The 26,529-nt window shown below is 71.5% G+C and carries 27 protein-coding genes and 1 pseudogene; 13 read left to right on the top strand and 15 right to left on the bottom strand.

Annotated features, from left to right (window positions below; translation table 11 throughout):
• Positions 1-22: 22 nt before the first annotated feature.
• Together A6A27_RS40205 and A6A27_RS40200 are read right to left on the bottom strand one after the other, a co-directional pair.
• Complete coding sequence (locus A6A27_RS40205; RefSeq protein ID WP_073839896.1) at positions 23-1,756, bottom strand: ABC transporter ATP-binding protein; 1,734 nt, start codon at positions 1,754-1,756, stop codon at positions 23-25.
• Positions 1,750-2,277, bottom strand: a complete 528-nt coding sequence (locus A6A27_RS40200; protein ID WP_073839895.1) for a MarR family winged helix-turn-helix transcriptional regulator — start codon at positions 2,275-2,277, stop codon at positions 1,750-1,752. The genes A6A27_RS40205 and A6A27_RS40200 overlap by 7 nt, the downstream gene beginning before the upstream one ends.
• 85 nt (positions 2,278-2,362) lie before the next feature.
• Between A6A27_RS40200 and A6A27_RS40195 the strand changes: the two genes are divergently transcribed.
• The gene (locus A6A27_RS40195; RefSeq protein WP_073839894.1) at positions 2,363-2,917 is read left to right on the top strand and encodes a TetR/AcrR family transcriptional regulator; all 555 of its coding nucleotides are present in this window, start codon (positions 2,363-2,365) and stop codon (positions 2,915-2,917) included.
• 103 nt (positions 2,918-3,020) lie between these two features.
• On the opposite strand, the gene A6A27_RS40190 is transcribed toward A6A27_RS40195, so the two are convergent.
• Both A6A27_RS40190 and A6A27_RS40185 read right to left on the bottom strand, forming a co-directional pair.
• A complete protein-coding gene (locus A6A27_RS40190) occupies positions 3,021-4,460 on the bottom strand; it encodes a GuaB1 family IMP dehydrogenase-related protein (protein ID WP_073839893.1) in 1,440 nt (479 codons plus the stop codon).
• Between the two features lie 78 nt (positions 4,461-4,538).
• A complete protein-coding gene (locus A6A27_RS40185; protein WP_073840080.1) occupies positions 4,539-5,135 on the bottom strand; it encodes a LysE/ArgO family amino acid transporter in 597 nt (198 codons plus the stop codon).
• A 78-nt stretch (positions 5,136-5,213) separates the two neighbouring features.
• On the opposite strand from A6A27_RS40185, the gene A6A27_RS40180 reads away from it, so the two are divergent.
• Positions 5,214-6,110 (top strand): LysR family transcriptional regulator ArgP, encoded by an 897-nt coding sequence (locus A6A27_RS40180; protein ID WP_073839892.1) that lies wholly within the window; start codon positions 5,214-5,216, stop codon positions 6,108-6,110.
• Between the two features lie 59 nt (positions 6,111-6,169).
• Here A6A27_RS40180 and A6A27_RS40175 read toward each other — a convergent pair whose 3' ends face one another.
• Positions 6,170-7,918: an acetyl/propionyl/methylcrotonyl-CoA carboxylase subunit alpha gene (locus tag A6A27_RS40175; protein WP_073839891.1), complete on the bottom strand. Its 1,749-nt coding sequence runs from the start codon at positions 7,916-7,918 to the stop codon at positions 6,170-6,172.
• A 146-nt stretch (positions 7,919-8,064) separates the two neighbouring features.
• Here A6A27_RS40175 and A6A27_RS40170 point away from each other — a divergent pair, with 146 nt between their 5' ends.
• The 4 genes from A6A27_RS40170 (at position 8,065) to A6A27_RS40155 (ending at position 11,902) form a co-directional block, all read left to right on the top strand.
• On the top strand, positions 8,065-8,676 hold the full coding sequence (locus A6A27_RS40170; RefSeq protein ID WP_073839890.1) for a PadR family transcriptional regulator: 612 nt from the start codon (positions 8,065-8,067) through the stop codon (positions 8,674-8,676).
• Between the two features lie 121 nt (positions 8,677-8,797).
• Positions 8,798-9,757 (top strand): ATP-binding cassette domain-containing protein, encoded by a 960-nt coding sequence (locus A6A27_RS40165; RefSeq protein WP_073839889.1) that lies wholly within the window; start codon positions 8,798-8,800, stop codon positions 9,755-9,757.
• Positions 9,758-9,775: 18 nt separating this feature from the next.
• On the top strand, positions 9,776-10,531 hold the full coding sequence (locus A6A27_RS40160; protein ID WP_073839888.1) for an ABC transporter permease: 756 nt from the start codon (positions 9,776-9,778) through the stop codon (positions 10,529-10,531).
• 63 nt (positions 10,532-10,594) lie between these two features.
• Complete coding sequence (locus A6A27_RS40155) at positions 10,595-11,902, top strand: MFS transporter (protein WP_073839887.1); 1,308 nt, start codon at positions 10,595-10,597, stop codon at positions 11,900-11,902.
• Positions 11,903-11,997: 95 nt separating this feature from the next.
• On the opposite strand, the gene A6A27_RS40150 is transcribed toward A6A27_RS40155, so the two are convergent.
• From A6A27_RS40150 to A6A27_RS47905, 3 genes and pseudogenes are all read right to left on the bottom strand, one after another.
• Entirely contained in the window at positions 11,998-12,651 is a 654-nt protein-coding gene (locus A6A27_RS40150; RefSeq protein ID WP_073839886.1) for an O-methyltransferase, read from the bottom strand.
• A gap of 9 nt (positions 12,652-12,660) precedes the next feature.
• Positions 12,661-13,317, bottom strand: coding sequence for a Maf family protein (locus tag A6A27_RS40145; protein ID WP_073839885.1), 657 nt, complete (start codon positions 13,315-13,317; stop codon positions 12,661-12,663).
• Between the two features lie 10 nt (positions 13,318-13,327).
• Positions 13,328-14,435, bottom strand: a pseudogene (locus A6A27_RS47905) (S8 family serine peptidase).
• A gap of 881 nt (positions 14,436-15,316) precedes the next feature.
• Here A6A27_RS47905 and A6A27_RS47280 point away from each other — a divergent pair.
• On the top strand, positions 15,317-15,778 hold the full coding sequence (locus A6A27_RS47280) for a hypothetical protein (RefSeq protein WP_158074148.1): 462 nt from the start codon (positions 15,317-15,319) through the stop codon (positions 15,776-15,778).
• A 74-nt stretch (positions 15,779-15,852) separates the two neighbouring features.
• Here the strand turns inward: A6A27_RS47280 and A6A27_RS40130 are convergent, their stop codons facing one another.
• Positions 15,853-16,305 carry a hypothetical protein gene (locus A6A27_RS40130; RefSeq protein ID WP_073839884.1) on the bottom strand — a complete coding sequence of 151 codons (453 nt, stop codon included), beginning with the start codon at positions 16,303-16,305 and terminating at the stop codon, positions 15,853-15,855.
• Between the two features lie 100 nt (positions 16,306-16,405).
• Positions 16,406-16,618, bottom strand: coding sequence for an acyl-CoA carboxylase subunit epsilon (locus A6A27_RS40125; RefSeq protein WP_073839883.1), 213 nt, complete (start codon positions 16,616-16,618; stop codon positions 16,406-16,408).
• A gap of 91 nt (positions 16,619-16,709) precedes the next feature.
• On the opposite strand from A6A27_RS40125, the gene A6A27_RS40120 reads away from it, so the two are divergent.
• Both A6A27_RS40120 and A6A27_RS40115 read left to right on the top strand, forming a co-directional pair.
• Positions 16,710-18,710: a serine/threonine-protein kinase gene (locus tag A6A27_RS40120; RefSeq protein ID WP_073839882.1), complete on the top strand. Its 2,001-nt coding sequence runs from the start codon at positions 16,710-16,712 to the stop codon at positions 18,708-18,710.
• Between the two features lie 87 nt (positions 18,711-18,797).
• A complete protein-coding gene (locus tag A6A27_RS40115; protein ID WP_073839881.1) occupies positions 18,798-19,028 on the top strand; it encodes a hypothetical protein in 231 nt (76 codons plus the stop codon).
• 89 nt (positions 19,029-19,117) lie between these two features.
• Here A6A27_RS40115 and A6A27_RS40110 read toward each other — a convergent pair whose 3' ends face one another.
• From A6A27_RS40110 to A6A27_RS44710, 4 genes are all read right to left on the bottom strand, one after another.
• Positions 19,118-19,870 carry a GH25 family lysozyme gene (locus A6A27_RS40110; protein ID WP_073839880.1) on the bottom strand — a complete coding sequence of 251 codons (753 nt, stop codon included), beginning with the start codon at positions 19,868-19,870 and terminating at the stop codon, positions 19,118-19,120.
• Positions 19,871-19,995: 125 nt separating this feature from the next.
• Positions 19,996-20,226: a Uma2 family endonuclease gene (locus A6A27_RS40105; protein WP_274534631.1), complete on the bottom strand. Its 231-nt coding sequence runs from the start codon at positions 20,224-20,226 to the stop codon at positions 19,996-19,998.
• Between the two features lie 21 nt (positions 20,227-20,247).
• Complete coding sequence (locus A6A27_RS40100) at positions 20,248-22,221, bottom strand: zinc ribbon domain-containing protein (RefSeq protein WP_073839879.1); 1,974 nt, start codon at positions 22,219-22,221, stop codon at positions 20,248-20,250.
• A gap of 164 nt (positions 22,222-22,385) precedes the next feature.
• Positions 22,386-22,529, bottom strand: coding sequence for a hypothetical protein (locus A6A27_RS44710; RefSeq protein WP_158074147.1), 144 nt, complete (start codon positions 22,527-22,529; stop codon positions 22,386-22,388).
• Positions 22,530-22,830: 301 nt separating this feature from the next.
• Between A6A27_RS44710 and A6A27_RS40095 the strand changes: the two genes are divergently transcribed.
• From A6A27_RS40095 to A6A27_RS40080, 4 genes are all read left to right on the top strand, one after another.
• Positions 22,831-23,574, top strand: a complete 744-nt coding sequence (locus A6A27_RS40095) for a M50 family metallopeptidase (RefSeq protein ID WP_073839878.1) — start codon at positions 22,831-22,833, stop codon at positions 23,572-23,574.
• Between the two features lie 137 nt (positions 23,575-23,711).
• Positions 23,712-24,695, top strand: coding sequence for a ketopantoate reductase family protein (locus A6A27_RS40090; protein WP_073839877.1), 984 nt, complete (start codon positions 23,712-23,714; stop codon positions 24,693-24,695).
• Positions 24,696-24,758: 63 nt separating this feature from the next.
• Entirely contained in the window at positions 24,759-25,259 is a 501-nt protein-coding gene (locus tag A6A27_RS40085; RefSeq protein WP_073839876.1) for a SigE family RNA polymerase sigma factor, read from the top strand.
• Complete coding sequence (locus tag A6A27_RS40080) at positions 25,252-26,190, top strand: hypothetical protein (RefSeq protein ID WP_073839875.1); 939 nt, start codon at positions 25,252-25,254, stop codon at positions 26,188-26,190. Before A6A27_RS40085 ends, A6A27_RS40080 begins: the two co-directional genes overlap by 8 nt.
• 89 nt (positions 26,191-26,279) lie before the next feature.
• Here the strand turns inward: A6A27_RS40080 and A6A27_RS40075 are convergent.
• On the bottom strand, positions 26,280-26,529 hold a 250-nt coding region (locus tag A6A27_RS40075; RefSeq protein ID WP_274534621.1), incomplete at its 5' end, for a carboxyl transferase domain-containing protein.

Below are 26,529 nucleotides of genomic sequence, written 5' to 3'. Positions count from 1 at the left end.
CGCTCGCTGCGCTCGCTGCGGCTCATGCCGTCACCTCCGCCGTCTGCTGGGACGCCACGATCTCGGCGTAGGTCGGGCAGGTTTGCAGTAGTTCCTCGTGTCGTCCCATGCCCACGACGCCCCCGTCCTCGAGCACGATGATCTGATCGGCGTCGACGATCGTGGAGACCCGTTGGGCCACGATCACCACCGCCGCGTTCGCGGTGACCGGCTTCAGCGCGGCCCGTAGCCGGGCGTCGGTGCCGAGGTCGAGCGCCGAGAACGAGTCGTCGAAGAGGTAGATCTCCGGCTTGCGGACCAGCGCCCGGGCGATCGCCAGCCGCTGCCGCTGGCCGCCGGAGACGTTCGTGCCGCCCTGTGCGATCGGCGCGTCCAGCCCGCCCGGCATCTCCGCGACGAAGTCCCGGGCCTGGGCGATCTCCAGCGCCGCCCAGAGTTCGGCGTCGGTGGCGTCCGGGTTGCCGTACCGTAGGTTGCTGGCGACCGTGCCGGTGAACAGGTACGGCCGCTGCGGCACCAGCCCGATCCGGCGCCACACCTCGTCCAGTTCCATTAGCCGCACGTCCATCCCGTCGACCAGCACCGCGCCGTCGGTGGGGTCGACCAGCCGGGGGATGAGCGAGAGCAGGGTGCTCTTGCCGGCGCCGGTGGACCCGATGATGGCCGTGGTCTGGCCGGGGCTGGCCCGGAACGAGACGTCGTGCAGTACCGGCGCGCTCGCCCCCGGGTACTGGAAGCCGACCCGGCGCAGTTCCAGTTCGGCGGGCCTGGTCATCGCGAGCATCGGCTCGGCCGGCGGCGTCACCGACGATTCGGTGTCCAGCACCTCGACGATCCGCTCGGAGCACACCGCCGCGCGCGGCACCATCATCAGCATGAAGGTGGCCATCATGACCGCCATCAGGATCTGCATGAGGTACTGGAGGAAGGCGGTCAGCGCGCCGATCTGGATCTGCCCGGCGTCGATCCGCTCCGCGCCGAACCAGAGCACCGCGACGCTGGAGACGTTCAGCACCAGCATGACCACCGGGAAGATCAGCGCTTGGAGCCGGCCGACGCGCAGGGCGGTGGCGGTGAGGTCGGCGTTCGCGGTGCCGAACCGCTTCGTCTCGTACGGCTCGCGGACGAATGCCCGGACCACCCGGATGCCGCTGATCTGCTCGCGCAGCACCCGGTTGACCGTGTCGATCCGGGTCTGCATGAGCCGGAACCCCGGCACCATCCGCCGGATGATCAGGCCCAGCGCGATCGCCAGGACCGGCACGCAGACCAGCATCAGCCAGGAGAGCCCGACGTCCTCGCGTAGCGCCATGACCACGCCGCCGACGCTCATGATCGGCGCGGCGACCAGCATGGTGCAGCTCAGCAGCACGAGCATCTGCACCTGCTGCACGTCGTTGGTGTTCCGGGTGATCAGCGAGGGGGCCCCGAACCGGGCCACCTCGCGGGCCGAGAAGCGGTTGACGTGGCGGAAGATGCCGGCCCGGACGTCCCGGCCGAACCCCATCGCGGTCTTCGCGCCGAGATACACGGCGATGATCGAGCAGGCGATCTGGAGCAGGCTGACGAGCAGCATCCAGCCGCCCGTATGCAGGATCTGGTCGGTGTCGCCCAGGGCCACGCCACGGTCGATGATGTCGGCGTTGAGGCTCGGCAGGTAGAGCGAAGCCATCGTGCCGACGAACTGGAACGCCACCACCGCGGCCAGCAACCGCCGGTACGGGCGCAGGTGCGTGCGGAGCAGGCGGATCAGCACGGATGGCTCCCCGATGAGTTCTCGGTGTTGGGTTCGCTGTCCCGGTTCAACCGGCGAAGGTCCCCATCGGACATGGTCGTGATGATTTCCGTGAGAAATTCCCGCACCACCGCCTTCTTCGCGGGGTCGGCGTCGACCGAGGTGAGCGGGCGGTCGCTGTGGATGAGGTCGATGATGGCAAGGGCCTGCTTCCGGCCCTTGTCGGTCAGGGTGAGCTGGACGCTGCGCCGGTCGTTCGGGTCCCGCTGCCGGGCGACGAAACCGTCGCGTTCGAGCGTGTCGACGATGCCGGTGAGCGTGGCCGGTCGGACGAAGCATCGTTCGGCCATTTCCCGGTGGCTGCTGTCGCCGGCTCGGAGCAGGATGAGCAGTACCCGCATGCCGGCGGAGGTGAGCCCGTGGTGCTCGGCGAGGTAGCGCCCCCAGTGCTGCTCGACCACGTGGCCCGCGATCGAGATCAGCCGGCCCAGCGGCGCGTGCTGCAGCGCGTCGGGGAAGCGGACGATCGGTCCCGTGTTCACGGGCGTTAGATTAGCCCCCGGATCGTCAGGCCCCAAACTAATTTCGGAGACCCGCATCTTGCCAATGCCAAGATATGCTCCGGCGGTGACCACGACGCGCGGCTACCACCACGGCGACCTGCGGCGGGCCCTGCTGGACGCGGCGGTCCAGGCGATCGGAGAGTCCGGCGTGGCCGCGCTCAGCCTCCGCGACCTGGCCCGGCGGGCCGGTGTCTCGCACGCCGCGCCCGCCCACCACTTCGGGGACAAGACCGGCCTGCTCACCGCCCTCGCCGCCGAGGGCTTCGCGCTGCTCGCCGACGAGCTCGGCCGGGCCGGCGACGACCTGCTGGAGGCGGGCGTCGCGTACGTTCGCTTCGCCGTCGGGCACCGGGCCCACTTCGAGGTGATGTTCTCGCCGGACCTCCACCGCGCCGACGACCCGGCGCTTGCCGCCGCCCGTGCCCGGGCCGGGGTGGCACTGCGCGGCCGGGTCGCCGCCCTGGCCACGCCCTCCGCCGACCCGGAGCGGGACGCGCTCGCCGCGTGGTCGATCGGGCACGGCTTCGTCACCCTCTGGCTGGCCGGCGCGCTACCGCCCAGCGCCGGCCGGGACCCCGAGAGCGCCGCCCGGTCGGTGATCCGCCGCCTCTTCGAGTAACCCGACCGGAGGCGCGGCCCGCAGTCGTTGATCAAGAGGTTTGCGTCGGCCCGTGGCCTTCCGGCGACGTAAACCTCTCGATCGACTGCGGAGCCGAGGGGAGTTACCAGCTTGTCGGCTGCGGCATGCCCTCGGTGTAGCCGGCGGCGCTCTGCACGCCGACTAGGGCGCGCTCGTGGAACTCCTCCAGGTTGCGGGCGCCCGCGTAGGTGAAGGAGCTGCGGACCCCGGAGATGATCTCGTCGATCAGGTCCTCCACGCCCGGCCGCTCCGGGTCGAGGTACATCCGGGCCGTGGAGATGCCCTCCTCGAAGATCGCCTTCCGGGCCCGGTCGTACGCGCTGTCCTCGCCGGTCCGGGCGCTGACCGCCCGGGCCGACGCCATGCCGAAGCTCTCCTTGTAGCGCCGGCCGTCGGCTTCGGTGTAGAGGTCGCCGGGGGACTCGTAGGTGCCGGCGAACCAGGAACCGATCATCACGTTCGAGGCGCCCGCCGCCAGGGCCAGCGCCACGTCCCGCGGGTGGCGTACGCCGCCGTCGGCCCAGACGTGCCGGCCCAGCCTGCGTGCCGCCGCGGCGCAGTCGAGCACCGCCGAGAACTGCGGCCGGCCGACGCCGGTCATCATCCGGGTGGTGCACATCGCGCCCGGTCCGACGCCGACCTTCACGATGTCGGCGCCCGCCTCGATCAGGTCCCGTACGCCGTCGGCGGTGACCACGTTGCCGGCCGCGACGGGAACCGCCGGGTCGAGCTTGCGGACCGCCCGCAGCGCGGAGATCATCCGCTCCTGGTGGCCGTGCGCGGTGTCCACCACGAGGGTGTCCACCCCGGCCTCCAGCAGCGCGGCGGCCTTGCCGGTCACGTCGCCGTTGATCCCCACCGCCGCCGCGATCCGTAGCCGGCCGCGGTCGTCCACCGCCGGCTTGTAGAGCGTGGCGCGCAGCGCCCCCTGCCGGGTCAGTACACCGACCAGCCGTCCCTCGGCGTCCACTACGGGAGCGAGCCGGCGCCGGCCCGCAGAGAGCCGGTCGAAACCGGTACGCGGGTCCGCGTCGGCCGGCACGGTGTGCAGCTCGGTCGACATCACGTGCCGGAGCTGGGCGAAGCGGTCGACGCCCACGGTGTCCGCCTCGGTGACCACGCCGACCGGGCGGCCGGCCTCGTCGACCACGATCACCGCCCCGTGCGCGCGCTTCGGCAGCAGGTGGATCGCGTCGCCGACGGTGTCGGTGGGGCCGAGGGTGATCGCCGTGTCGTGCACCAGATGCCGTTGCTTGACCCAGGCGACGACGTTGGCCACCACCTCGATCGGGATGTCCTGGGGGATCACCGCGATGGCGCCGCGCCGGGCCACCGTCTCGGCCATCCGCCGGCCGGCGACCGCCGTCATGTTCGCCACCACCAGCGGAATGGTGGTGCCGGTGCCGTCGGCCGTGGCCAGGTCGACGTCCAGCCGGGAACCCACCTCGGAACGGTTGGGCGCCATGAAGACGTCGTTGTAGGTCAGGTCGTGCGCGGGGACCGCGCCATGAAGGAACCGCACCGGAACATCATTCCCGCCAGCACCCGTCCCCGCCCGCGATGGTCACGGAAAACACCCCCGGTCGGCCGGGTGACGGGGTCAGCCGAGCAGCAGCGCCGCGGCGATCACGGTCATCACGACGGCGACCGCGCCGTCCAGCACCCGCCAGGCGGCGGTACGCGCGAGCAGCGGCGCAAGTCGGTGCGCCGCGCCGCCGAGCGCGGTGAACCAGACCACGCTGGCCAGCGCCGCGCCGCCGCCGAACGCCCAGCGCTGCTCGTACTGCTGGGCCACGCCGCCGAGGAGCAGCACGGTGTCCAGGTAGACGTGCGGGTTGAGATAGGTGAAGGCGAGGCAGGCCAGCACGGTCGCCCGGAGGGTGGCCGGCGGACGATCGGTGGGGGTGAGGGCGCCGGGGCGCAGCGCCCGGCGGGCGGCGAGCACGGCGTATCCGAGCAGGAACGCGGCCCCGGTCCAGCGGATGGCGGCCAGCAGGCCCGGTCGGTCCGCCACGGCCGTGCCGAGACCGGCGATGCCCGCCGCGATGAGCAGGGCGTCCGAGGCGGCGCAGGCGACCACCACGGGAAGCACGTGCTCCCGGCGTAGCCCCTGACGGAGCACGAAGGCGTTCTGCGCCCCGATGGCGACGATCAGCGCGAGTGAGACGGAGAACCCGGCAGCGGCGGAGGGGAGCAGGTCAGGCACGGGTCCGACGCTAGAGAACGCCGTCAGTGCAGTCCAGCTAATCTTTCTGATGCTTCGTAAGATTGTCTTATGGATGGACTCGACACCGCCCAACTCCGCACCCTGGCCGCAGTGGTCGGCGAGGGCAGCTTCGAGGGCGCGGCGCGCGTCCTGCACGTCACCCCGTCGGCGGTGAGCCAGCGGATCCGCGCGCTGGAGGAGGTTGTCGGGCAGGTGCTGGTCCGGCGCAGCCGCCCCTGCCAGCCGACCGGCGCGGGCCAACCACTGCTCCGGCTGGCCGTCCAGTTGACCCTGCTCGAACGGGAGGCACTCGCCGAGGCGTGCGGGGCGGTGGACGGGACGGCCGGGCCCATCCGGGTCCCCGTGGTGGTCAACGCCGACTCGCTGGCCACCTGGTTCGTGTCCGCGCTGGCCCGGGTGCCGGCCGAACTGGCCGTCTGCTTCGACGTACGCCAGGACGACCAGGACCACACCGCCGAGCTGCTGCGCGACGGTGCGGTGCTGGCGGCGGTGACCGCCCAGCGGGAGCCGGTCCAGGGCTGCCGGGTACGCCCACTCGGCGCGATGCGCTACCGGGCGCTCGCCGCCCCGGCGCTGGTCGCCCGCTGGTTCCCCGACGGGCTGACGGCCGAGGCGTTGGCCGCGGCGCCGATGCTCGTCTTCGACCGCAAGGACCAGGTCCAGCACCGCTTCCTGCGGTCGGTGACCGGCCGGGAGCTCGACCCGCCGGTCCACCACGTGCCCTCGGTGCCCGCGTTCAGCGAGACGATCCGGCGCGGCCTCGCCTGGGGACTGGTCCCGGAGCGGTTGGCCGAGGCGGACCTGGCCGACGGCACCTGCGTCGACCTCGACCCGGGGCGGCACGTCGACGTGCCGCTGTACTGGCAGCACTGGCGGCTGGAGTCACGCGTGCTCGGCGCGCTGACCGACGCGGTCCGCGCGGAGGCGGCTGTCGCGCTCCGCTGAGCCGGTCGGGCTGCGCGATGAGGAGGGGCCACGCGTCGAGGACGAGCCCCTCCTGCCGCTCAGGCGATGGTGCAGATCGGGGCGCCGGCGGTGATGACCGCGCCCACCTCGGCGGAGAGTCCGCTGACCGTGCCCGCCTTGTGGGCGTGCAGCGGCTGCTCCATCTTCATCGCCTCCAGCACGACGACCAGGTCGCCCTCGGCAACGGTGTCCCCGTCCGCGACGGCGATCTTGACGATGGTGCCCTGCATGGGGGAGGTGAGGGTGTCGCCGCTGACCGCCGCACCGGCCTTGGCGCCACCGCCCCGGCGGGCCGGCTTCTTCGCGGCGGGCGCGGCGGCCGTACCCGCGCCGAGGCCGGCGGGGAGGCTGACCTCCAGCCGCTTGCCACCCACCTCGACCACGACGGTCTCGCGCTCGGCCGGGCCCTCGACGGTGCCGGCGGGCGCGGTGAAGGCCGGCACGGTGTTGTCGAACTCGGTCTCGATCCACCGGGTGTGGACGGTGAACGGCTCGGCGGTGAACGCCGCGTCCCGGACCACCAGCCGGTGGAAGGGCAGCGCGGTGGCCATGCCCTCGACCATCATCTCGTCGAGCGCTCGGCGGGCCCGCTCCAGCGCCTCGGTACGCGTCTCGCCCGTGATGATCACCTTGGCGAGCAGCGAGTCGAAGTTGCCGCCGATCACGTCGCCGGCCGAGATGCCGGTGTCCACCCGGACGCCCGGACCGGTCGGCAGCCGCAGCGCCGTGATGGTGCCCGGGGCGGGAAGGAAGTTGCGGCCCGGGTCCTCGCCGTTGATCCGGAACTCGATCGAGTGCCCGCGCGGGGTCGGGTCCTCGGTGAAGCGCAACTTCTCGCCGTCGGCGATGCGGAACTGCTCGCGGACCAGGTCGATGCCGGAGGTCTCCTCGGTGACCGGGTGCTCGACCTGGAGCCGGGTGTTGACCTCCAGGAAGGAGATGGTGCCGTCGGCGCCGACCAGGTATTCCACCGTGCCGGCGCCGTGGTAGCCGGCCTCCCGGCAGATCGCCTTGGCGCTCGCGTGGATCTGGGTGCGCTGCGCCTCGGTGAGGAACGGCGCGGGGGCCTCCTCGACCAGCTTCTGGTGCCGGCGCTGCAGCGAGCAGTCACGGGTGCCCACCACGATCACGTTGCCGTGCTGGTCGGCGAGGACCTGTGCCTCGACGTGGCGGGGCTGGTCCAGGTATCGCTCGACGAAGCACTCGCCCCGGCCGAACGCGGCGACCGCCTCGCGGGTGGCCGACTCGAACAGGTGCGGGATCTCCTCCATGGTGCGGGCCACCTTGAGGCCGCGCCCGCCGCCGCCGAAGGCCGCCTTGATGGCGACCGGCAGGCCGTGGTCGACGGCGAAGGCCATCACCTCGTCGGCGCTGCCGACCGGGTCCGGGGTGCCGGGGACCAGGGGCGCGCCGGCGCGCTGGGCGATGTGCCGGGCGGTCACCTTGTCACCGAGGTCACGGATCGCCTGCGGGGTCGGCCCGACCCAGGTCAGCCCGGCGTCGATGACGGCCTGGGCGAAGTCGGCGTTCTCTGAGAGGAAGCCGTAGCCGGGGTGCACCGCGTCGGCGCCGGACCTGGCCGCCACGTCGATCAGCTTGTCGATGCGCAGGTAGCTGTCCGCCGCGGTGTCGCCGCCCAGGGCGTACGCCTCGTCGGCGAGGGTGGCGTGCAGGGCGTCCCGGTCGGAGTCCGCGTAGACGGCGACGCTCCGCAGACCGGCGTCGCGGCAGGCGCGGATGACGCGTACGGCGATCTCGCCGCGGTTGGCGATGAGTACCTTGCGCACCTTGGTGGCTCCTCCCCGGAGGTCGATGCCGGGAGTTTATCGGCCGGCCTCGCGGCCCTAACGATCGCTCAGTGTGGGATGCGGCACTGTCGCACCACGCCTTAGTCAAATTTGCTTATTACGCTTGTCCGGTGTCGGCAACGCGGATGATGATTCTGGGTCTGGTCAGGTGGATGCAGCCGGTGCACGGCTACGACGTACGCCGTGAGCTGCTGAGCTGGAGTGCGGACAAGTGGGCCAACGTGCAGCCGGGGTCGATCTATCACGCGCTGCGCAAACTCACCGACGAGGGGCTGCTGCGCGCGGTGTCGACCGAGCAGGTCGGGGCTCGTCCGGCCCGCACCACCTACGAGGTGACGGCCAAAGGGGTGGACGAGTTCGAGAGCCTGCTGCGCGCGCAGTGGTGGCAGCTCCACGAGGTGCCGGATCCGTTCGTGGCGGCCTTCTCCTTCCTGCCGGCCATGCCGCGGGACGAGGCGGCGGCGGCCCTGCGGAACCGGGCGAACCTGATCCGGGCCGGCATCGAGTCGATGCGTGCCTCGCTGGAGTCGGACTGGGTGCGCAACTCGAAGCCGGTGCACGTCGGCTGGATGTTCGAGCTGTGGCTGGCCCGGGCCGAGGCCGACATGGCCTGGTGCGGGCGGATCGCCGAGCGGATCGAGTCAGGAGTGTCGTACCTGCCCGCTTCCATTGAGCAGGCCGCGGAGTGGTCCGAGTGGAAGGGCCGGGCCGCAGCTCGGGACAACAACGCGAAATAATCAATGTTGACCACGCGAGCTATATCGCGTTAGTGTCGGCGTGAACCGCGGGGGAGTGGTGTGTCCTCCCTGCGGACGATCGGCGGCCGGTCACGTCCGGCCCGGACGACCAGGAGCAGAGATGATCGAGACCAGGGGGCTGCGGAAGTCGTTCCGCTCCCGCGCGGGTCGCGAGACGAAGACCGTGGACGCGGTTCGGGGCGTCAACCTCGACGTCGCCGAGGGGGAGATCTTCGGCTTCCTCGGCCCGAACGGCGCCGGCAAGACCACCACGCTGCGGATGCTCGCCACTCTCATCGAGCCCGACGGTGGCGAGGCCACCATCGCCGGTGCGGACCTGCGCAAGGATCCGGCCGAGGTGCGCCGCCGGATCGGATACGTGGCCCAGGGCGGCAGCACCTGGGACGAGTCCACCGCCCGCGAGGAGCTGGTGCTGCATGCCCGGCTCTACGGCATCGGCAAGGCCGAGGCGCACCGCCGCGCCGCCCGCGCCCTGGACGCCTTCCAGCTCAGCGACTACGCGGACCGCAAGTGCAAGACCTACTCCGGCGGCCAGCGCCGGCGGGTCGAGATCGCGCTCGGCATCATCCACGAGCCGAAGATCGTCTTCCTGGACGAGCCGACCACCGGCCTGGACCCGCAGAGCCGGGCGCACATGTGGGACGAGATCCGCCGGCTGCGCGCCGAGGGGATGACCGTCTTCATCACCACGCACTACCTCGATGAGGCGGACGCGCTCTGCGACCGGATCGCGATCATGGACCACGGTGAGGTGGTCGCCGAGGGCACCCCGGCCGAGCTGAAGCGGGAGATCTCCGGCGAGGTGGTGATCGTCGGCCTCGACGCCCCGGCCACCCCGCGCGCCGCCGAACTGCTCGACACCGAGGCGTACGTCAACAAGCTGGAGACCGTCGACGAGGGCGGCCTGCGCCTCTACGTCGACGAAGGGGCCACCGCCATCCCGCAGGTGCTGCGCCGCCTCGACGGCGCCGGACTGGACCTGCGCTCCATCGAGCTGCACCGCCCCAGCCTCGACGACGTCTTCCTCACCAAGACCGGCCGCTCGCTGCGCGAGTCCTGACCAACCGGAGAAGCTGTCATGAAATTCGCCCGCGACACCTGGCTGATCTTCCAGCGCCAGTTCCAGCTGCTGCTCCGCAACCCGGTCTGGCTCTTCGTCGGCGTCTTCCAGCCGGTGATGTACCTGCTGCTCTTCGCCCCGCTGCTCAAGGCGGCGCTGAACGCGCCGACCCAGGCCGCGGCGTACAAGATCTTCGTCCCCGGCCTGCTGGTGCTGCTCGCCATCTTCGGTGGCCTGTTCCAGGGCTTCGGCCTGATCGCCGAGCTGCGCGCCGGGGTCATCGAACGGTCCCGGGTCACCCCGGTCAGCCGGCTCGCCCTGCTGCTCGGCCGTTCGCTGCGGGACGTGGTCTCGCTGATCGCGCAGGCGATCATCATCACGCTCCTGGCGCTCCTGTTCGACCTGCGCGTCTTCATCGGCTACCTGCTGCTGGCGTACCTGATGCTGGCCCTGATCGCGCTGATGACCTCGGCCGTCTCCTACGGCGTCGCGCTCAAGGTCAAGAGCGAGGACGCGCTCGCCCCACTGATGAACACCGTCGCCCAGCCGGTACTGCTGCTCTCCGGCATCCTGCTGCCGCTCGCTCTGGCCCCCGGCTGGCTCCAGGGCATCGCCAACTGGAACCCGTTCTCCTGGGCGGTCGACGGAGTCCGCGCGCTCTTCGCCGGTGACCTGAGCAACGACAAGGTCTGGCAGGGGCTGACGATCATCGCGGTGCTCGCCGTCGCCGGGGTGGTCTGGGCCGCGCGGCAGTTCGCCCGCAGCGTCCGCTGACCCGACGAGAGCTGCCTCTCATCAGAGGTGGGGCGCCGGCCCGACGCGCGTAGCGTGAGGCCAGTGCCCCACCTCAGCCGTGACAAGACGACCTGGTTGACCTATGCCCAGCTGGGGCTCTGGGGCTTCTTCCTCTACGGCTTCGGCCCGGTCGTGCCGCTGCTCCGCGACGAACAGGGCACCAGCGCCGCCGTCGCCGGCCTGCACAGCACCGGCATCGCCGTCGGCGCGATCCTCGGCGGGGCACTCTTCGCACCGGCCGCCCGCCGCCTCGGCCGCGGCCCGGCCACCTGGCTCGGCCTCGCCGGCGTGGCCGTCGGCGTCACCGCCCTCGGGCTGCTGCGCCCACTGCCGGCTACCATCGCCGCCGTCGCGGTGATCGCGACCTTCGGCATGATGGTGATCAGCGGGGTCAGCGTGCTGCTCACCGCCCACTACGGGCCGGCCGCGCCCGCCGCGCTCACCGAGGCCAACGCCGTCGGCGCCGGCATGGGCATCCTCGCCCCGCTGGTCATCGGCCTCACCGTGAACGCCAATCTGGGCTGGCGGCCGGTGCTGGCCGTCGAGGTCGGGCTGATCGCGCTGGTCGCCCTCGCCGCCCTGACCTTCCGGGTACGCCTGCCGAAGGGCACTCCCGCTGCCGCGGCTGCCGCCGGCCCGGTCGGCGTGACCACCCCGGCCGCCGCCGACCCGGTCGTGCCCTCCTTGGCGGCCGATCCTGCGCTGGTCGCCCCGGCTCCCGCCGCACCGGACGGGCGTGCCGATGACCGGGCGGCGCACCGGCTGCCCCGGGCCTACTGGATCGCCTGGGTGCTCATGTCGGTCACCGGCTCGATCGAGGTGTGCCTGTCGCTCTGGACCGCCGACGTGCTCCGTACCCATGCCGGGCTCGGCGCCGGCGGCGCCTCGGCGGCCGTCGCCGCGATCGTCTGCGGGATGTTCGTCGGCCGGGTGGTCGGCGGCCGGTTCGCGCTGCGCTGGCCGCCGGTGCCGCTGCTGCTCGCCGCGCTGACCGTCTCCCTGGTCGGGTTCCTCGTCTTCTGGTCCGCGCCGGTCGGCTGGCTGGCGGTCACCGGCCTGATCGTGCTCGGGCTGGGCAACGCCCTGCACTACCCGCTGGCGCTCTCCATCGCCCTCGCCGCCGCCGGGCCGGGCGCGGACAAGGCGGCCGGCTGGTCGTCGTACTCGATGGGGGTGGGCTTCGGGATCGCGCCGGTCGCCCTCGGCTGGGTGGCCGACGGCATCGGACCGCACCTGGCCTTCCTGCTGCTGCCCGGCTTCATCGCCGCCGCCGTGCTGCTCACCCTGCGGCTCGGCCGAGCGCTGCGCGCCCCAGCCGCCACCCCCCAGCCGCTCGCCGCCGCCTCTTGACCGACTCGCGTCCCTCTTGATCGGCTCGCGTTGCGGCATGTTGCGGCGTCCCATTGCGGCGATGCCGCAAGATGCCGCAACCCGAGTTGGTCAGCTCAGCGCACGTGGGCAAGGCTGACGCCGTCGGCGATGGGCAGCATGACCACGTCGACGCGGACGTCGGCCAGAATCTCGTCGTTGAATGCGGCGATGGCCCGATCGTCGGCATTCTCCGGGGCGAGCACCCGGCCGCCGCGCAGCGTGTTGTCCACCGCGATGACCCCGCCCGCCCGCATCCGGGGCACCAACTCGTCCCAGTACACCGGATAGCCGACCTTGTCCGCGTCGATGAACGCGAGGTCGAGATGCCGCTCCTGGGGCAACTCCCGCAGCCGGTCTGCGGCCGGGCCGATCCGCAGGTCGATCCGGTCCTGCACACCGGCCCGCGCCCAGTACCGCCGGGCGATGCCGGTGTACTCCTCGGAGATGTCGAAGCAGGTCAGCCGACCGCCATCGGCGAGCCCGCGGGCAATCGCCAGCGCGGACAGCCCGGTGAACGTGCCCACCTCCACCGCCTGCCGCACGTCGAGCAGTCGGGTGAGGAAGGTCAGGAACGCGGCCTGCTCCGGTGCGACCTGCATGCCGGCCTGCTCCGGCAGGGCGGCCCGGGTCTCCTCGGTCAGTTCATGGACGATCTCGTCCGGCGCCGACCCGTGCGCGACGAGGTACGCGTGCAGTTCCGGAGTGAGCGGCAGCGGTTTGGTGGTCATGACCGGACGTTAGCCGAGATGCTCGATCTCCTGGCCGCCAGGCGCGACCTTCGTCCACAGCTCGGTGACACTCAGCTCCAGCTCGCCGAGCAGACTGCGCAGCAGCGGCAGGCTCAGCCCCACCACCGTGCCCGGGTCGCCCTCGATGCCGGTCAGGAACGCGCCGCCCAGCCCGTCGATGGTGAACGCCCCGGCCACCGCCAGCGGCTCGCCCGTCGCCACGTACGCGGCGATCTCCTCGTCGCTGATGTTCGCAAAATGCACCGTGGTGGACGCGACCGCCTCCGCCCGCGACTCGTGGCGCACATCGATCAGGCAGTGCCCGGTGTGCAGGACCCCGCTATGCCCGCGCATCCGCTGCCAGCGGCGGGTGGCGTCCGCCGCGTCCGCCGGCTTGCCCAGAATCTCCCCGTCGAACGCCAGCACCGAGTCGCAGCCGAGCACCAGCGTCCGCTCATCCGGCGTGACGCGTAGTCGGCCCAGCACCGCCTGCGCCTTCAGCCGGGCCAACTCCAGGCACAGCTCCTCCGCTCGGTCGCTGACCACCTGTGACTCGTCAACGCCGCTGACCAGCACGTCGGGTTCGATCCCGGCAGCCTGGAGCAGCTTGCGGCGGGCGGGGCTCTGCGAGGCGAGTATGAGGCGCAGCGGCATGGAGGTCGACACGTGAGCGACGCTACCGGCTGATCCGCGGCGGCGGGTCGTCGGCACGTCGGCGCCGCCGCCACACCAGATAGCCACCGCCCGCCTCCAGCAGGACGCCCAGCGTCGCCAGGCCACGCGCGGTCGCGCCGCCGTCCCCGCCCTCATCCTCCGGTGCCGCCCCGGTCGGAACGGGCGCGGTCGCCGCCGCCGACCCGAAACCCAGCGGGGGTACGTCCGCCGTGAGCGCCGCGACCAGGTCGATGACGCCGTAGCCGTACTCGTCGTCCCGGCTGGGCGGCCCCTCGTCGATCGCGGTGGCGGTCAGCCGGTGCGCGATCTCCTCAGCGGGGAGGTTGGGGTACTTGGACCGGATGAGCGCAGCGGCCCCGGCAACGATCGCTGTTGCATCAGAAGTGCCAGTCCCCACGCGATACGTGCCGTTGACGCTGGTGCTGTAGATGTCCTCCGCCGGGGCCGCCACGTCGATCTGTGGACCAGTGACCGAGATGGCCGCATGGTTCCCCTTCCTGTCGACGCCCCCGACGGCAATAACGCCCGGCTCGCTAGCTGGGCAGCCGACGTTGAGATCGGCGGGGAAGTTTCCTGCGCCAGCGACAACTACAATGTTTGCTTGCAGGGCCGCCCCTTATTGCTCGTTGTAGACGGATGGTTGCGCCTGCAACGGCGGAAATGCTGATTACATCCGCCCCTTGAGCTGTGGCGAATTCGATGCCTGCTGCTAGGTCTTCTGTATCTCTGCCTTCACTCGAGTGTTTTCCGCGGATTGGAAGTATCTTGGCCTCGGGTGCTACCCCCAAGGCGCCGGCATTGCCGTTTTGGCCATGCGCAGCGATGAGGCCTGCCATGCCAGTTCCATGGCCGTCGGAGTCCGTACGCCCATCACCTGCACTGCCTGCTGTGGTTTCCACGCCCACAAGCAAGTTCCTTTGTAGGTCTGGGTGGGGTGCCACACCTGTGTTGGGAACAGCTACAGTGACGCCGGCCCCTCGGCTTATTTTCTGTGCCTCCTCTGCTTTCAAGTAGCGCAGATGCCATTGATTCTGCCGAACCGTTGCAGTGTCAGGCGATGAGGGAGCCGCGAAGGCGGGCGGCGTCGAGGTAAGCGCTATTGCACACATAGCTGATACGGCGGCGGCCTGGGCTCTGGGACCCTTCACCTATCAAACCCGATGGCCGGACCGGGATCGATGGGGCCCTTGTCATCCGGTGGGCGAACGACGGGCGGTACCCCTTCGTCGGTCTCCCATGGATTATCTGGATCCCATGGTCGAGGGCAACCGTCCCCGCGAGATCCCTGCGGCAAACGAGTGGGAGTGCCACCACCTCCCGTATTAACTGAGCCGGGCGATCCCCCGATGGGAGTGATGCCATGCGGTCCAGCAAGTTGCGAAGCTCTCCCTGCGCCTGGGCGGGAACCAGCAGCACCTGACGGCGCGGTCCCTGCGCCGCCGCCACCGATGACTCCGCCAACCGGATTTGTACGACGCGGAGGCACAGCCGCTCCTGGGTGGCCAAGGTTGTTCCCAGGCGCGCCGCCGATCAGTCCACCAGGCGGTAGGCCCTTAACCGGGCTGGCAGAGGTGAGGCCCCTCGCGCTTTCTGCAGTTGGCCGGCTCATGGGCCCACTCAGTTCGCGGAATTGGCTTGGCGACGTCGGGCGGCCTGGGGAACCTGGGAACGTTGGAGGGGATGGTGGGGCGCCGACGCTTGGCTGAGACGGCTCTGTTGACGGTATGAGAGGGGCTGCGCCTGGGTTAGCCGGTGCTAGCCCTGCTCCTGCCTCGCCAAGGATGGGACCGATGCCGGGTGCGGCAGGAGTCGATACGGGCTGCCCTCCCGGCGTTCGCGGGTTAACGCGACCTGCAGTCCTGGAGGCTGCGATAGGCACAGGCACCACCGGGGGGATGACAGGAGGCTGCGCTGAAGGCTCTGATGGCCCTGCTGAATGATCGATGCTTGGCCACGTACGTGGTGGGGGTTGGCGGAGCATTACTTGGGCTTGTTGGAGTTCGCCGCTCAACCCCGTCATCAACCCCCGCGCCTGCACGTTCAGCCGTTCCAGGTCCGCGTCCGTGACCGGCGGCTGCTGTGGCAGGCGGCTGCCGGCCACGGCCTTCGGGTCGGCGAGTGTCGCCTCGTACGCCTGCTTCTGCTGGAGCTTGGCCGCGTACTCGTCGTAGAGCGGCTTGAGTTCGGCCCGGGTGCTGCCGATGGCGCGGGTGGCGGCGGCGAGCGCGTCGTAGTTCGCGGCGGCGGCGTCGTGGGTGCGCTGCACCTTGTCGATCAGCTGGTCCAGTTCGCCGAGGTACGCGTGCGCGGCGGCGTTGGTGTCCGGCGGCCATGCCTCGGCGAGGCCGCGGCGGTATTCCTGCAACCGCCCCAGGTGGGCCAGGGCGAGGTCGCCGACCTTGCGCCAACCGGCGACCTGCTTCCACTGCCCGCTGGTGTCCTGGTCCTGTAGGCACGCCCACATGCTGAGCACGTCCATCAGGTGCCAGTCGGTGAGCCCGGAGGTGCGCCCGCCGCCCCGTTCGATCACGGCAGCACCACCGGCCGGTCGTCATCGGCCGTGGGATCGGTGAGCGTCGGCAGCGGGCGGCTCCCGCCGCCGGCGGAGCGGGCGAGGGCCTCCTGCACGTCCGCGACCCGGGCGGACGAGAACGCGTCGGAGTCCGCGTACCTGGTGGCGATCAGGTGTGCGGCGCCGGCCAGGTGGCCGGTGGCGGGCACCAGGCCCCAGACCACTTCGGCGGTCGCCGTCTGCGTCTCGTGGTGCGCCTGGAGGAACTGCACCAGCTCGATGAAGGCGTCGGCGGGGTTGGGGACGGCCGCCTTCATGTCGTCGGCGATGTACGACAGGTGTGGGGCGTAGTTGCGGACGACCTCGTCCTGGAGACGGTCGGCGAACTCGCGCATCTGCCGGATGTCCGCCTCGATGCCGCCGTAGCCACGCAGCCAACCCGCTGGCTGGCTCTCCTCGGGGATCATCGACCCTCCCTGCCTGTCACCGCACCGTCTCCCTGAGTGAGATTAATGGCTCACCATGGATCTCGGCAGTCCCGCCCGCCTGGTCGTACCCGGGGAAGTGTCAGCGGGGGAGGCCGGAGACGCGCCACGCGCCCGGGCCCGCGACGAGCGCGGCACCCGCCGGACGGGCGCTGCGCGTCCACTGCGACACCGCGGCCGGGGCGGGGGCGGCGGCCGGCCGGGTCCGGACCACGAGCGCCCCGACCAGGGCGGCCAGTTCCTCGGCGGTGGGCACCCCGCGGACGATCCGGAACAGCGGCTCTTCGGCAGACATGGCCCAAGGGTACGCGTCGAGAACTTGACCTTCGTCGCACAGTGGCGTGCCGGGGGTGTGACCGTCGGAGCAGCCGGGTACCGTCTCAGCGATGTCTGACGCGCTTCCCCAACTCGTTGCTGACCGGTATCGGCTCATGTCGCCGCTCGGCCAGGGCGGCATGGGTCGGGTGTGGAAGGCGCGTGACGAGGTGCTGCACCGGGACGTGGCCATCAAGGAGCTCGTCCCGCCGCCGAGCCTCACCCCGGAGGAGCGCCGCGAGATGCGGGAACGCTCGCTGCGGGAGGCGCGGGCGATCGCCCGGCTCAACAACATCAACGTGGTCCGCATCTTCGACGTGCTGCGCACCGACGGCGACCCGTGGATCGTCATGGAGTACGTGCCGTCCAGATCGTTGCAGGACACCATCGCCGAGGACGGTCCGGTGTCCACGGCCAAGGCCGTCCAGATCGGCCTCGGGGTGCTGGGCGCGCTGAAGGCCGCGCACAAGGCCGGCATCATGCACCGCGACGTCAAGCCGGGCAACGTGCTGCTCGGCGACGACGGCCGGGTGGTGCTCACCGACTTCGGCCTGGCCACGATCCCCGGCGACCCGAACGTGACCCGCACCGGCATGGTGCTCGGTTCGCCCGCGTACATCGCGCCGGAGCGGGCGCGGGACGGCACCGCGGGGCCGGAGGCCGACCTCTGGTCGCTGGGCGCGACCCTCTACGCGGCGGTCGAGGGCAAGTCGCCGTACGCCCGGCCGTCCGCGATCGCCACCCTGGCCGCGCTCGCCACCGAGCCGTTGCCGCCGCCGAAGAACGCCGGGCCGCTCAAGCCGGTCCTGCAGGGCCTGCTGCGCAAGGACCCGGCCGAGCGGATCACCGCCGAGGTGGCGGAGCGCCTGCTCCGCAAGGCGGCCGGGCGGCGTGCGAAGAGCATCTCGCTGCTGGACGGCGTACGCCGGCCCGGGCCGAACGGTCCGCGCGAGCCGCGCCCGCCGCTGGTCCCGGGGCCGCGTCCGGTCGACGGCCGCGCCGAACGGTCGTCCACCCCGGCCCCGCGCAAGCCCAACCTGGGCTCGGCCGCTGCCGCGGGCGCGGCCGCCGCCACCGCGAAGGTTTCCGGCGGCGCGGAGGCGGCCACCGCGAAGCTGACCCCGCCGGTCGCCGAGCCGACCGCGAAGCTCGATCCCACGCCCGGGCCCGCCCTCGACGAGACGAGGGTGGACGGGCCGGATCCGGCCGCCGGCGAGACCCGGGTGGACGGAACCGATCCGGCCCTCGACGAGACGCAGGTGGACGGCGAGCCTGTCGCCGACGACCGGGCGGAGCCGCCGGCCCCGCCGAAGAATCCGACCTCGATTCTGGCGGCGCCGGTGAGTCCGGCGCCGTCGACCGGTCGGGCCGCGGTCGTCCCGGGTACGAAGCCGGAGCGCAACCGCCGCAACCTGCTGATCGGTGCGCTGGTCGCGGTGCTGCTGATCGGCCTCGCGGTGGCCGTGCCACTGCTCAACAGCGGCGACGACGGCGGTGACGGAGGCCAGCCGAGCGCTGCCACCACCGGCGCCTCGGCGCCGTCAACGAGCAGCGCCGCGCCGACCTCGGCCGCGCCGAGCAGCGCCGCCCCCAGCCCAACCCCGTCCGTAACTCCCTCGGCCTCCGCCGGCACCCTGCCTGCCGGCTGGCACTACTACAAGGGCCCGAACGGCTTCCAGGTGCCGATTCCGGACGGCTGGCACGCCAGCGCCCGCTCCGGCTCGGTCACCATCACCGAGCCCAACGGTCTGCGGGAGCTGTTCATCCAGTGGACCGACCGGCCCGAGAAGGACGCGTACGCCGACTGGAAGTCGAAGGAGCCGGCGCGCAAGAACTACGTCAACAACTACCAGTACCTGGACATCAAGCGCTGTGACGGCTATTACCGCACCTGCGCCGACTGGGACTGGCTGGAGACCCGGGACGGCGCGCGCATCCACGTGCGTAACCGGGGTGTGGCCACGGCCAGCAATCGGGGCTACGCGCTCCGGTGGGAGGCGCCGGAGCAGGACTGGGCGGCCAACCTGGCCAGCTGGGACGTGATCACCAAGAACTTCAAGCCGGACCGCTGAGCCGGGAGAAAGTCCAGGGCCGGCTCATTCGCATGGCCTTCCGTCGTTCGGGGTAGTGGAAGTTGCGACGACGGAAGGAGGTACGACATGAGTTACCGACACAGGGACACCGGGCCCCGGCTGGCACTGTGGATGCTGGTCGCGCTCGGGGACATCGTCCTGCTGCTGGTGAGCGCCGGCCTCGCCGCGCCGGTCGCGGTGCTCGCGGTCGTGGCTCTCGTCGTGGCGGGGGTGGTGACCTGGCGGCTGGCCCGGCGCACCACCCTGGCCGGGCGGGCTGCGATTCCCGTGCCGGCCGGCACGCGACGCCGAGCCTGACCAGGTGCCGCAGACGACGCCGGCGGCAGCCGGACGGGCTGTCACGTGACAGCCGGTCCCGCTGCCGCCGACCTTGTTCGTGAGGGCCGTCAGGTGTTGTTGGCCAGCGCGATCAGGCGGGTCCGGTCACCGTTCCAATAGTTGCGGTCCACGTCGCCGCTGATCCCCGACACGCTGCCGGTGCTGGTGTACTGCCAAAAGCTCCAGAACGGGGCGCCGGCCGGCAGGGTGCCGGGCGTGCTCGCCCAGCGGGCCAGCCAGAGCGGGTGGTTGGCCCACGGTCCCGTCCAGCTGCCGGTGCACTGGTTCCACCAACTCGTGGTCGTGTAGATGACCGCGTACCGGCTGGTCCGGGACTTGTAGGTGTTGAGGAAGTCCTGGATCCAGTTCCGCATGCCGGTGGTGCTCAGGCCGTAGCAGTAGCCGCCGCTGTACGGGTTGGCCTCCATGTCGAGCGCGGCGGGCAGGGTGCGGCTGTCAGCCGACCAGGCGCCGCCGCTGCTGGCCAGGAAGTTGGCCTGGGTGGCCCCGGAGGAGATGTTCGGCCGGGCGAAGTGGTACGCCCCGCGGATCACGCCCGCGTTGTACGCGCCGACGTAGTTGGCGCCGAACCTCGGGTCCTTGTAGGTGGTGCCCTCGGTGGCCTTGATGAAGGCGAACTGGATGCCGGCGTTGCGCACACTGGTCCAGTTGATGCTGCCCTGGTAGTTCGAGACGTCGATGCCGGGGGTGGTGGCGGCCGTTGCCGGTCCGGCAGTGGCGACGAGGGCCGCCATCGCGGTGGCGGCGACGGTGAGGCCGGCGGCGAGCAACCGGCGTACGGAGAGCCTGCTACGAGCCATTGATCCCTCCAGAGATGGACGTTGACGTATACCCATACTTGGAGGTAAGTGCCTGGCATCGCAAGGGGACTTAAAGAAATTTCCATTGACGGTCATCAGCGCTTTGCCTGACCGGTCAGGGCCGGTCAGCGCAGCGTGGCAGGGTCCAGTGCCCAGCGGAACGGCTCGGTGAGAGCCAGCATCTCGCCGGCCTTGGCCACCTGGTCCTCCACGTAGTGGCCGTTGTCGAGCCGGTACAGCCGCAGCGCGTGGCTCTCGCCGTCCTGCTCCACGAGCAGGTACCAGGGAATCCGGGCGATGGCGTAGAGCTGCATCTTGACCAGGCGGTCGGCGGCGGCGTTCCCGGGCGAGACGATCTCGCAGACCAGCGTCTCTGTTCAGCTTAGCGATCTTGAGTCGGATGGGGTTTCCGGGATCGTTTCCCACCGTGGTGGGGTCGCGTGGGCGTGCAGGTGGAATCCTGCGCCCAAGGCGGCTCCTCGTGGCCGGTGGCCGGCGGTGGGTGTGCTGATCGCGTTCACGCTTTGGTGTCGGTGGGCTGCGCGGGGCAGCTTCCGGTCCGTTGGTGCGTGTCCCTCCGGACGCTTGCCCGCCTGACCGTGGGGCCGGGCGGGGGAGGGTGCCCTCCGTCGCCTGGGCGCGGGGCGTGGTGGCTTGTGCCGGGTGGGGCCGGTCTTCGACCGGTCCCTCCGGCTGGTCTTGGACATGGTGGGGGTGACGACGGCTGCGGCTTCGAGCTCGTCGACGACCGTGCGGATCACCATGGCACCGGTGGTCTTGTCGGTGACGCTTTTGGCTTGGTGGGTGAGTCCGCGGGCGGCGATACGCCGCCAGGCGCCGTGGTCGCGGTCGCCCTGCCAACGGCAGGAGCGGTCGGGGCAGGTGGCCCACTTCCATCCCGCGACGGTCGGCTGGTCGGGGGCTTTACGGTGCCGCAGCGGGGTCAAACATTGCGGGCAGTGCTTTGACGTGTTGCGGGCGGGGACGGTGACCACGGCGATACCGTGCTCGGCGGCGAGGTGCCTGATCCGGTCGGTGATCTTTCCGCGGACCTGCTGGGACAGGCGCGTGTTCAGGCTGTGCCCCATGCCCTTGGCTTTCATCGACCGCAGGTCTTCCAGGTAGATCGCCGTCGCTCGGGCGGCGATCGCTTGGTCGACGGTCCAGCGGGCGGCAGCCCACGCGAGCGCGTCGTTCAAGTTCGCGCGGCGGGCGGACACGTGCCGGATCTCGTCCCGGATTACCGCATGCTTGCCGACAAGTTGATGCCGCTCGTCGACGCCGATGAGCCGCTGGTAGTGGTCGGCCTTGGCGTGCAGCCGCTCACTCTGGCGGCGCAGGCGGTGCTGCTTGGCCAGGATGCCGGCGGCCCGGAACTGGCCACCAGCCCCCAACGCCGTGATCCGCCCGGTGTCGTGCAGTCGTAGGGCTCCGGCGCTGAGGAGAGTGTTGAGACCCCAGTCCACGCCAAGCGCGACCAAGTGACCGGCAGCCTGGGCCTTCGGCACGACGTGCGTGTACGCCATGTCGGCACGCACCGTCCCGTCGGTGAGGCGGAGGGTGGGCAGGTGCAGCACCGCCGAGGCGGGAACCGTGGGCGGCAGCTCGATCGGGCAGGCGACCCACGTCCAGTCCCGATACGTCTGCGGATCCGTTCGTGAGGGCAGCTGCAGCCGCAGCAGCGCCCTGCCCGGGCCGGTGTCGCTGCGCTCGATGGTGGCCTGCTGCCGATCACACGCGGCCAACAGCAACATTCGCGGAATCCGCGGGGTGCCTTCGAGTTCGAACACGTCCACCGGCAGGCGACCGTTGGTGTTGAGGAAGGTGGCGGCCTGGCGGGTGCGGGCATTGATGATGCTGGAAGGCAGATGCTGCCCGCCCGGGATCGCCTGGCGGATCTGGTCCCACTCGGCGGGGGTGCGCTTGCGCGGATCGGCCGGCCACGTCGACAGGACCCCGGCGGTCACGTCAGCGCGCCACTTCACCGAGCGCAGAGCACGCCCCGCCTGCTCCTGCGTCATCCGCACGACCCGGTCATTGACCCTCACACCCCCGGGCGGGGTGGCGGCCCAGCCCAGCCGCCGCAACGCCATCCACGCGTGCGACGGCAACCTCCGCCCACCCGCATCCACCCCGCCCGTCAACAACCCCACATCCACGCGGTTCCAATGCTCACCGACCAGCGCGGCCACCATGCCAGCCACCAGATCAGCACACCAACCGACCCGCTGCGCAAGCAGCGCCCGAGACAGGACCTCGCCGGTCTCCTCGTCCACCCCCGCGCGCAGCACAACGCGGGCACACGCGGTCCGGGCCGTCTCGCGTTCGCCTAGCCGCAGCTTCCCGCTCACCGACTCAACGCCTCAACACCGACCCACAAAAAGCGGCCCTCACCGCCGACCCACGCCACCGGAACCCTCCCGAGCCAACCCAAACGAGATGCGCCACAGGGTGAACACCGACACGCTTCCCGGCCTTGGAAAGCCGAAAACGTTCCACACTGGCCAACCTATGATCACCGATCATCGATAATCAAGTCGGTCAGCCTGACCTCGCCTGCCTCGATGACCGTGCCGTCGTCGGCGGTGCCCGCCACGACGAGGTCCGGAATGACGATCCGATCGGCCCGGAGCCGGACATTCACGGCCTCGAAGACCAACAGCCCATCCGGCGCGACCGCCGACTCAGCCGAGTTGGCGAGGCGGCGCGAACGGCCTGGTACCGCTTGCTCGGGGCAGGGCTCACGATCAGGCTCCCGTCGAGCAGTTCGATCCGGTTACGGCTCTCGCCCATGGCGAGGTAGTCGGCCTCCGCCCAAGGCCGACGTGCTGGTCAACGGGCTCAAGGGGTGCCGCACTCGCCGCGTTCACCTCCCGCTCCGTTCGCCACCCGGTCAGTCTCACACGAGACGAGGCCACGCCCGCCGACTGACACAGCTCGGGCCGGTAGGCTGCCCGCCCATGCCCCTCATCGACGGTCTCACCACCCTCTGGGACAAGCTGCTGAGCGCGCAGCCCGACCCGCCGCCCCTGCTGGTGCTGGTCACCGCCGCCGTCGCGCTGGCGGTGGTCGCCACCCGGGTGCCCTGGCGGATCGCCCGCAACGCGGTGACCATCGCGCATGAGGGTGGCCACGCGCTGACCGCGCTGCTGACCGGTCGGAAGCTGCGCGGCATCCGGCTGCACTCGGACACCTCCGGCCTCACCCTCTCCGCCGGTCGCCCCGCCGGGCCGGGCATGATCTTCACCCTGCTCTCCGGGTACGTCGCCCCGTCGCTGGTCGGCCTCGCCGGGGCGTGGCTGCTCGCCGGCAACCGGATCACCCTGCTGCTCTGGGTCGCGGTGGTGCTGCTGCTGGCCATGCTGGTGATGATCCGCAACGTCTTCGGCGTGCTGTCGCTGCTGGCCACGGGCGGAGTGGTGCTGGCGGTGTCCTGGTACGCATCGCCGCAGGTGCAGGCGGCCTTCGCCTGGGCGTCGGTCTGGTTCCTGCTCCTCGGCGGCGTACGCCCGGTGGTCGAGCTGCAACGGCTGCGTAGCCGGGGGCGGATGCCCGAGTCCGACGCCGACCAGCTCGCCCGGCTCACCCCGTTCCCAGCGCTGTTCTGGGTGACGGTCTTCGCCCTGGTAAACCTGGCCGTCCTGGTCGGCGGTGCGCTGCTGCTCGCCGGCCCGATCCTCACCGACACGGGCGTCACCCTGTAGCGACGCCGGGCCGTTGGCCGCGCGACGGCGGGACGGGATTCAGCCCGCGGCGGCTGCTCCGGGACGTCGCGGACACCGGCCAGCGTTGGCTGGTCCACCTCGCCACGGCGGGCTGACCCGGGAGGCAGAATCAGACCGTGCGATACGTGATCATCGGAGCGGGCGCGGTTGGCGGCACCATCGGCGTACGGCTGGGAGAGGCCGGCCGCGACGTGACGCTGGTGGCGCGCGGCGCGCATCTGGACGCGATCCGGGAGCGGGGGCTGGTCCTGCGGACGCCGGACGGTGCGCTGACCAGCCGGCTGCCCGCCGTGGCCGGGCCGGGCGACCGGCCGCTGCCAGCGGACACCGTGCTGGTGCTCACGGTCAAGTCGCAGGACACCGAGGCGGCGCTGGCGACCTGGGTGGACACCCCGGTCGAGGGGGGCGGCACGGTGGGGGAGCGGCTGCCGATCGTCCTCGCCCAGAACGGCGTCGCCAACGAGCGGGCCGCCCTGCGCCTCTTCGCCCGGGTGCACCCGGTCTGTGTATGGCTGCCCGCCACCCACCTGGAACCAGGTGTCGTGGTCGCCAACGGGCACCCGCACCCGGGGATGTTGCACCTGGGCCGCTATCCGTCCGGATCGGACGACACCAGCCGGGTGGTCGCCGCCGACCTGGCCGCCGCCGGCTTCGTCGCGCCGGTTCGTGACGACGTGATGCGCTGGAAGTACGGCAAGCTGCTCGGCAATCTCGGCAACGGCCTCCAGGCGCTGCTCGGTTCGGACATCCCCGAGCCGCTCGCCGCCCGGGTACGCGCCGAGGGGGAGGCCACGCTGGCCGCCGCGGGCATCCCGCACACCACCCCGGTGGAGGAGGCCGCGGAGCGGGGCGACCGGGTGCGCCACCGGCCCGTCGACGGTGCGGAGCGGGCCGGCGGCTCGACCTGGCAGAGCCTGGCCCGGGGCGCGGGCTCGGCCGAGGCCGACCATCTCAATGGGGAGATCGTGCTGCTCGGCCGGCTGCAGGGGATACCGACCCCGGCGAACGCGGCGGTCCAGGCCGCGGTCCGCCGGGCAGTCCGCGAGCGCATCCCGGCCGGCCGTTTCCCGCTCACCGAGTTGGAGAAAATGGTCGGCTGACCGGGCAACCGGACCCCCGATCCCAGGCGTCTCACCTGCGACCGCCACGGGGGAGGTAGCAGCGTGCCGGACGTCGACGGGTTCGACGAGTTCTACCGCGGCAGCCGGCAACGGCTGCTCGGGTTCGTCTACGTGCTCACCGGCAACGTCGCCGAGGCCCAGGACGCCGTGCAGGAGGCGTACATCCGGGCCTGGCAGCGCTGGTCGACGGTGAGCGGGTACGACGACCCGGAGGCGTGGGTACGGGTGGTGGCCAGCCGGATCGCGGTGAGCCGGTGGCGCAGCCTGCGCAGCCGCGCCCGGGCGTACCTGCGGCACGGGGTGGAGGAGAGCGTCGCGCCGCCCAGCGCCGACACCGTCGAGGTGGTGGCCGCGCTGCGTCAGCTGCCCGAGGAGCAGCGCACGGCCATCGCGCTCTACTACCTGCTCGGCATGCCGGTCGCCGAGGTCGCCCGGGAGACGGCGGCTCCGGTTGGCACGGTGAAGGCGCGACTCTCCCGGGGGCGCGCCGCGCTCGCCGGGCTGCTCGCCGTCGTGGATGTGGAGGAGGCCGCCGATGCGTGACGACGACCTGGCATTCGTCGAGCTGGTGCAGCGGGAGTTGGGGGACGTCCGCTGGCCCGAGCCGGTCGAGATCCGGGCGCGGGCCCGGCGCCGCAGCCGGCGTACGGCGGTGGCGGCCCTGGCCGTGCTCACGGTCGCCTCGGCCGCTGCGGTCGTGGTGGCGGCCCGCCCCGACCCGTCCGAGCCGCCGTCCATCGTTGCCGGGTCGTCGCCCGCGTCCGGTCCGTGGTCCGCTCCACCGGCGACCGGAGAGCCCGAACCGACCCCACCACGGCGTTCGCCGATGGCCTCGCCCGCCGCCGAGGTCCCGCTGGACGTGCTGCTGCAACCCACCGATGTGAAGGCGAAGACCGAGGCCCCGGTGACCGAGGCGGGTCTCGGCGAGGGGGTTCAGCTGGATGCGATGCTGCTGTATTGCCGCAAACTACAGGGGCAGTCGGCCGACTGGGAGCCGTCCCGTTACTCGCGCTCGCTGACCCTGCTGCGGAACCGGCCGGGTGAGGCCGAGCAGCCACCGAGTGACGTCCTGCTCAACCAGGACGTCTACCGCGTCGCGCCGGACGTGGCCCAACGGATCTTCGCAGAGATGGCCGAGGTGCTCGCGCCGTGTCGGCAGTGGCGGTCCAGCGGTCCGATCCTGTGGCAGGGAAAGACGATCAGCGCGCAGGCCGTGCACTCCTGGGAGGAGGTCGACCGGAACTTCGCCGGCGACGAATCGGTGTTGCTGCGGCACACGGTGACCCAGGCCAGGAACCTGGACACCGGAAAGCCGCTGGGCGAGGTGCCCGATTCCGACAGCACGGCAGTCGTCCGGGTCGGCGACCTGATCTCGGTCATCAGGGTTGGCGGTGCTGGCGCCGAATCCGACCTGCGCCGCCTGGCCGGGGTCGCCGCGGACCGGATGTGCGTCGCCGCCAATCCCCGCTGCTGACCACCTGAAGATCCGCGCGACTCCGGGGAAACCCCTGCCCATGCGGGTGGGAGCCGACTTTCCCGAAGTCGCGCGGACGAGGCGGAGCGTCAGAGCGGGATGTTGCCGTGCTTCTTGGGGGGCAGGGTCTCGCGCTTGGTCCGGAGCACCCGCAGGGCCCGGACGATCTGGGTCCGGGTCTCGTGCGGCGGGATCACGCTGTCGACGTACCCGCGTTCGGCGGCGATGTACGGGTTGGCCAGGGTGTCCTCGTACTCGGCGATCTTCTCGGCCCGGACGGCCGCGGGGTCGTCGGCCTTCGCCAGGTCCTGCCGGTAGAGGATGTTCACCGCGCCCTGC

The organism is Micromonospora sp. CB01531, assembly GCF_001905095.1.
In the GTDB taxonomy this organism is placed as follows: Bacteria; Actinomycetota; Actinomycetes; order Mycobacteriales; family Micromonosporaceae; genus Micromonospora.
Note: the sequence above shows the minus strand (reverse complement) of the source record. Positions and strands in the feature narration are given on the sequence as shown.